The sequence below is a fragment of the Roseofilum sp. genome (assembly GCF_982964205.1).
Window position 1 is genome coordinate 8,231 of the sequence record NZ_CEZBFX010000016.1, and the last position, 6,955, is coordinate 15,185.

Annotated in this window: 6 protein-coding genes; 3 read left to right on the forward strand and 3 right to left on the reverse strand. The window is 46.2% G+C overall.

From position 1 onward, the window contains the following. Window positions 1-112 precede the first annotated feature (112 nt). Together AC3A14_RS06725 and ilvN are read right to left on the reverse strand one after the other, a co-directional pair. On the reverse strand, window positions 113-418 hold the full coding sequence (locus tag AC3A14_RS06725) for a carbon dioxide-concentrating mechanism protein CcmK (protein WP_271942577.1): 306 nt from the start codon (window positions 416-418) through the stop codon (window positions 113-115). A gap of 88 nt (window positions 419-506) precedes the next feature. Then, complete coding sequence (gene ilvN, locus AC3A14_RS06730) at window positions 507-1,028, reverse strand: acetolactate synthase small subunit (protein ID WP_271942579.1); 522 nt, start codon at window positions 1,026-1,028, stop codon at window positions 507-509. Between the two features lie 393 nt (window positions 1,029-1,421). On the opposite strand from ilvN, the gene infC reads away from it, so the two are divergent. From infC to AC3A14_RS06745, 3 genes are all read left to right on the forward strand, one after another. After that, window positions 1,422-1,988, forward strand: a complete 567-nt coding sequence (gene infC / locus AC3A14_RS06735) for a translation initiation factor IF-3 (RefSeq protein WP_271942642.1) — start codon at window positions 1,422-1,424, stop codon at window positions 1,986-1,988. A gap of 75 nt (window positions 1,989-2,063) precedes the next feature. Then, window positions 2,064-5,072, forward strand: a complete 3,009-nt coding sequence (locus AC3A14_RS06740; protein WP_318731626.1) for a HEAT repeat domain-containing protein — start codon at window positions 2,064-2,066, stop codon at window positions 5,070-5,072. A gap of 18 nt (window positions 5,073-5,090) precedes the next feature. Continuing rightward, the gene (locus tag AC3A14_RS06745) at window positions 5,091-5,558 is read left to right on the forward strand and encodes a Crp/Fnr family transcriptional regulator (protein WP_271942585.1); all 468 of its coding nucleotides are present in this window, start codon (window positions 5,091-5,093) and stop codon (window positions 5,556-5,558) included. A gap of 69 nt (window positions 5,559-5,627) precedes the next feature. Here AC3A14_RS06745 and AC3A14_RS06750 read toward each other — a convergent pair whose 3' ends face one another. Next, the gene (locus tag AC3A14_RS06750) at window positions 5,628-6,767 is read right to left on the reverse strand and encodes a tetratricopeptide repeat protein (protein WP_318731625.1); all 1,140 of its coding nucleotides are present in this window, start codon (window positions 6,765-6,767) and stop codon (window positions 5,628-5,630) included. Between the last annotated feature and the right edge of the window lie 188 nt (window positions 6,768-6,955).

Sequence of the window (6,955 nt, forward strand, 5' to 3'; positions counted from 1 at the left end):
AATAGGCAATAGGCAATAGGCAATAGGCAATAGGCAATAGGCAATAGGCAATAGGTTAAGAAAACTGGGGTCTATCTTTTCCTTAAGTTGTGACTATTGCCTAGCGCTACGTCTAGCGAAAGGGTTCACTGACTTCCGTGTAGTCGATGGGAAGTACGGCTTGGACATTTTCGGGGGGATTGGGGACAATGTAGTGCATCATCACTTTGCCTCCGTAGACTTTTTCCGCTTCCTGAATGCCCACTTCCATTGCTGGCACAACTTCGGATGTCCCCCCACGAATCGCTATGACAAAGTTGCCACTTTCGGCACGGTCGAAATAGACTAGGGTTACTCGTGCTGCTTTAACCATGGAATCAGCAGCAGCGAGAATGGAAGGAAATCCTAGGGTTTGGATGACACCAACAGCTTCAGGCACAGTTGTTCTCCTTTTGGGGGCATTTAGGTGAGTTCACAAAAGTGATTTCACTATTGTAGGGGAGAAAGGCGATTGCGCTGCTTTGGTTTTAAGCTAATTTAGCTTCTAGAGATTTGAGCAATTCTGTATTCACTCCAGATTCACGGGTGAGGGCAATTTTACCGGTGCGGGCAATTTCCCGAATGCCAAATTTTTGCAGCACTTGGACAATAGCTACCATTTTCCCCGGATCTCCGACAACTTCCAAGGTTAGAGAATCTTCCGCTACATCTACTACACGGGAGCGGAAAATATTGGCTAACTCAATAATTTCTGAGCGACTTTGAGCAGGAGCATTAACTTTGAGCAACATTAATTCCCGTTCTACACAGGGGCTGTCCGTTAAGTCTTGTACCTTGAGGACATTAATTTGTTTGTAGAGTTGTTTGGTTATTTGTTCGATAATCTTGTTATCTCCAGGTACAACCATAGTAATCCGGGAGACTCCAAGCTGTTCGGCTGGCCCTACCGCTAGACTTTCGATGTTAAAGCCGCGACGAGCAAACAAACCCGAAATGCGACTTAAGACTCCAGCTTCATCTTCTACGAGTACAGAAAGGGTATGTTTCATAGTTGCTTCATCCGCTTACAGGTGATACAATCAGGTTCTGATTTTAGGTTTAACCTTACAGTATACGCCATAGACCCAACTATGATAGGAGGTTCGACTCGGCGATCGCCGACCCTATAATCCTTTCTTAAGATTAATCGGGGTTAATAACTCAATGAATCAGTACCGTACCAACCTTAAGACCCTTCAGTCCCGCTCAGAAGCACTCAAAAGGGTCACAATCCTGGTCTAGAGCAAGAAAGAAGTTAAAAATGTAGGGCAATTCAAAATCTGTCAGTTACAATGACAGAAACTCATCCATTTTGCCCACCTCTCCCACCAATTAAGGAATGGGGAGGTTGTGTGTAAACCTGATATCGGGTTCTCCTGAACCCTTAGATTCAATAGCCTACCATTGTTCTATCCCTAGAAAAACGAAAAACGCCTGTGGTTGACAAGAAAAGAAATCGCGATCTACCCCAAATTAACGAACGGATTCAATATCCCAAGGTTCGAGTCATTGATGGTGAGAACAAACAACTTGGCATTCTATCGCTCAAAGAGGCCCTAAAGCTTGCACAACAAGAAGAACAAGACCTGGTTCTAGTCAGCGATAAAGCCGATCCCCCGGTATGCCGAATTCAGGACTACGGAAAATTTAAGTTTGAGCAAGAAAAGAAAGCCCGCGAAGCTAAGAAAAAACAGCACACCTCTGATGTTAAAGAAGTGAAAATGCGTTATAAAATTGAGGAACATGATTACAATGTGCGCCTCAAGAACGCCAGGAAGTTTCTCCAGAAAGGAGATAAAGTTAAAGCAACAATTAACTTTAAAGGACGGGAAGCCCAGCATAGCGATTTGGCAGAAGGGTTGCTCAAACGCTTGGCCAAAGATCTAGAAGAAGAAGCCGAAATACAGCAAGAACCGAAGCGGGAAGGGCGCAATATGATGATGCTTCTCTCGCCGAAAAAACAGTCATAAGTCATACTCTACTTAGGTGAACAGAGACTCTCTTGAGAGCCTAGGTAGAGCTAGACCGATGTAAACGACCAAAATATGGAACTCAACTATCAGGGACGCAGCTTAAACAGGTGGGGACAACGATTCTTCCAATGGTTTAACCTTCGGCCAGACGAAAGTGAGCGTACAGTATTAATGCTGGCGTTTTATACCGCAAGTTGTGTGGGACTCAGTTGGACAGAAGCGAGTACCGCTGATTTGTTCTTGCAACGATTTGGAGCCGAATCTTTACCCTGGATTTATATTGCTAGTGCTGTAATGGGTTCAGGATTAGGGTTTTTGTATGACTGGTTGCAGACCCTACTCCCTTTGCGTAAGGTGATTGTGATTACCGCCGTACTGATGGCGATCCCCTTATTTCTATTACGCCTAGGGTTAGATCTAGTTATTATTGCCCCCATCTTAATTTTTTTGCTGCGCCTGTGGTGTGAAGCGATCTTTATTCTCAATGAACTCAACACCAGTATTTGCGCAAATCAACTCTTTAATATCCGAGAAATCAAGCGCACTTATCCGCTGATTTCTAGTGGGATTCTAATGGCCGATGTGGTCAGTGGATTTTCGTTGCCGGTGCTGTTAACGTTTCTGCGGGTCGAGAATATCCTCATTTGTGCCAGTGTCTTGATGTTTGTCGGGGGAGGCGTTGCGTTTTATCTGACTCAAAATTATCAGCAATTTTTTCCCGATACTCCCAATCGTGTCTCTCAAGAAGAAGCGTCAGACTTTACCCAGCGCCGGTTAGGTCGTCCGGTATGGCGGTATGTGATTCCCTTGATTCTGTTCTTTTTCGTCGCCCAAGGGTCTTTGCAGTTGGTTGAATTCCAGTTTTTTGACCAGCTTGAAAAAAAACTTAATTCGGGAGAAGTTGCCAGTTTTCTAGGGTTTTTCAATGGTGTTTTGGGAATCTTTGAACTGGTTCTGCAATGGTTTGTTTCCTCTCGGTTGATTGAACGTTTGGGCGTATTTGTGGCTGCGTCCCTACTGCCTGGAATGATGGGGATCGTCAGTTTGGTCTCGTTGGGCAATGTGGCGGATTTATTCTGGTGTCTGATTACGCTGAAGTTTTTTGATGATTTGTTACGCTATACGGTGGTCTTGGGGTTGGGTCCGGCTCTGTTTCAGCCACTTCCAGAGAGTATTCGTAATGGCATCCAGACTTGGCGGGCGATCGCCGAACCGATCTCAACTGGGGTAACGGGTTTGTTGCTCTTGGGAACGATTTGGTTTTGCAATCAAATTCTGCCCCAATTTCAAGACCGTCAGTCAGATATCTTCCTGTTCCAAACCATTCTCATTGCCTTGGGATGGTTATTAGCCATTTTCTTCCTCCGCTCTGGGTACGTGCAACTGTTGGTGTCGAGTGCCAAAAGTGGCCGCTTAGGGGTCTCGGATGTGGATTTGCGATCGCTACAACGCAATGTAGCCGAAACCCTCAAACAACCGGGAGCAGAAGAAGATAAGCGCTCTTGTATTGAACTGCTCAACCGGTTTGATTCCCAAAATATTAACGAGGTACTGGTTCCCCTGCTTCCTTCCCTCTCTCCTGCTCTACAACGCCAAAGCTTAGAGGTGCTACTCGAACATCCCCAACCCAAGGATGTGGAATCCATTCGCGCTCTCACCCAAACCTCCTTACTACCCGATGTGTTGGCCCTTGCCCTCCGCTACATTTGGCTCACGGAACCGGAACCCGATATCCGTCAGTTACGCAGCTATCTGCAACCGGCGGTCGATCCGGTGGTGCGCTCAACGGCGGCTGCTTTAATGTTACGACGAGGGAATGCGAAAGCTAAAGCGGAAGCAACGAATACCCTGCGACGGATGGTTACCAGCGAACAGGAACGGGAGCGGGTGATGGGATGTCGTGCTTTGGGGGAAGCGGTGTATATGCAAGCCCTGCGGCTCTATGTGCCCAATTTACTTCAGGATGATTCCCTGCGGGTGCGCTGTGCCCTTCTAGAGGCGATCGCCGCTACCCGTCTAGAAGAATATTATCCCTCTTTGCTGCGCGGTCTTTACTATCAATCCACCCGTGAAGCAGCGTGTAAAGCTTTAGTGCGCTTACGCCATGAAGCCATTCCCCTATTATTAGATTTAGCCCGTGATATCTATAAGCCCGATCTAGTGCGCATGTACGCTTGGATGACCATTGGTGATATTAGAACGCCAGAGTCCTTGCATGTCTTAACCCAAAATTTAATGGCTTCCTGGGGAACCACTCGCCGCAATATCCTCAAAATCCTGATTAAATTACCGGATGATACAGGGATTGAACAGGTACAAGCCGTCTTAGGGCGATCGGGGATTGAATTATTAATCGATCAAGAACTCATGTTTATCGGGCAGCTCTATGCAGGACGTTTAGATCTAGCTGAGGATCGAGTTTCAGGTCGAGAAGCTCAATTGTTACAGCGATCGCTTGCCGATCTCGAAACAGACTCTATTGAGCGCTGCTTCTTATTGATGAAGTTCTTGTATCCCATCCAGAGCGTACAAGCGGCTGCCTTTAACCTTCAGTCCAATTCCATGAGCAGTCAAGCGAAAGGGTTAGAAATTTTAGACAATATTGTAGATATTCCCCATAAGAAAGCGCTGTTAACGGTACTCGATCAATACGCGATCGCCGAAAAACTCTCTTATTTGGAAGATTTATTCTTATATGAACCGCTCAGTCCCAGCGATCGCCTGCGCCATCTTCTCGACCTTCGTCATTTTCTCTCAGATTGGCCCTTAGCTTGCTGTTTCCATGTCGCTCAAGCCTTCCGCTGGAGTACCACTACTGAACATATTCTGGCTGGACTACGGCATCCGAGGGGGTTTGTACGGGAAGCCGTCTTGAATTATCTTAAAGTAGCAAGCCCTTCAACCTTGAGTCAATTGTTGCCTATGCTCAAAAACGATCCCGATCGCCTAGTGGCTGGCCAAGTTCAAGCCTTAATTGAAGAGTGTGGACTCTCCCATATTCAGGACTCCTCACCCTCAATCTTGAGTGAAGATGCCTCAGATTTCCCCATCCCTCCATTTCCCTATCCCCCATCCCCCTAACCCCGACCCGGAGAAGTTATGTTAAGTAGCGTTGACCGCTTGCTGTTTGTGCGAGGTGTTCCCATCTTTAAAGAGTTACGGGATGATTTTTTAGTGAGATTGGCCTCGATTATGGATGAGTTATCGTTTCCCGCTGGGCAAACGATTTTTACGCAAGGACAAGAAGGACGCTCTCTGTATATTGTGGTCTCCGGACGGGTAAGGGTGCATATTGGCGATCGCGATTTGGCTTATTTGGATAAGGGAACAACTTTTGGAGAAATGTCCCTGTTTGATGCAGAACCGAGATCGGCTTCGGTGACGGCGATCGAAACCTGTGATTGTTTGGTTTTAACTCAACAACAACTCTATGATGCTATTGATGAAACTCCAGGCATTGCGGTTAATATTATTCGCTTGCTTTCTCGACGGATTCGCGAATTAAACCAGAAAATTAATGCCCAAGAAAGTAAGATTCAAGAATTACAATTATCTAGCAAGCATTAGGACGTGGTAAGGAATAGGGAATAGGGTCTAATGCTTCAAGCTGTACTTGAGAGAAGAGAGAAGTGCTAATTATTCATTATTCATCAATCCTTGAATCAGCTCGGTATAATACTCCGTTCTTACATTAAGGTGTTGGGCTAATTTCAGGCCTCGTTCAAGGGCAGCTAGGGCTTGTTCTAGTCGATCGAGAGCGCTATGAATCTCGGCAATGCGTTCATAGGTATTCATCATGCCATAAGCATCATAGGCTTGAGCTTGAGTCCCTAGAAGCGAGCGATAAACGGCTAAAGCTTCGGGGAATTTCTGTTGGTTGTTATAGAGTATTCCCAAGGATTGTAGAGCTTCGGCAGCATAGGCAAGGTGTTGCTGTTCAAAGGCAATCAGGTAGGCTTGTTCGTAGAGTTGGGCACTGGTTTTAAGGTTACCTAGGGTTTCGTAGTGTTTGGCGATCGCTATTTGTTCCTTGGGAATTGAATTAACTTGCCCTAATCGATCGTACAGGTTAATGAGATTGAGTCGCGTGGCGATCGCTCCTTCCCATTCCTCCATCTGCTCGTAACTATAGGCTAACTGTTGATAAGCCTGAATTTGAGTCAGAAAATCCTCCTGTTCTTGAGCAAAACTCAAAACCCCTTCATATCCGGCAACCGCTTGGGGATAATCAAACCAATTGAGGTGGGTTTGGGCAATTTGTCCTAGAAGTGTATTTTGTTGCTCCTCATTAGAGTCTTCAATTGCCAGATCTAAGAGTTTCTGATACACTCCTACAGCAGATTGGGGCGATCGCAATTGTTGATAGGCAACGCCCAATTCCTGCAACGTTTCCTGGTCTGTGCCTTCCACGTCTCCCTGAATTTGATCTAACCGAGCCATAATTTGCCGAAGCGTCACTAACTCCCCCTCCGACCAAGCAATAGCTCCAACTCGTGAGAGGGCTTGGATTTCTGGAATGATTCCTAATTCTTGGCGTAACTCTAATTCCTGCTGCCAGAGTTGAAATGCTTCAAGTGAATTCCCCTGTTGTAGTAACTCTAGGGCTTCTTCATGAAGGGTTTCCACATCTGAAGATTCTACAACGCGATCGGAGAGTATCGGCTCGGCTGCAACCGGCACAGTCCACAACCCCCCCAATAGGCAAAGTATCCAGGGAACCAGATATAGGGCTACAGACTGGGGAGTTGGGAGTTGGGAGTCGGGAGTGGAAGTCATGATATCAATGAAAAATTAAAAACTAAAAATTGCCGGAGACAAGGGGATGCGGAAATTACTGCCGATTGCCGATTGCCCACTCCCTATTCCCTTGCCATTACTCCTTAATCAAACCTAACTTTTGCTTCAGTTGTACCCATTTCATGCGCAAGCGCCAAGCTTTATTGGCTTTAATCGCTGCTAATTCC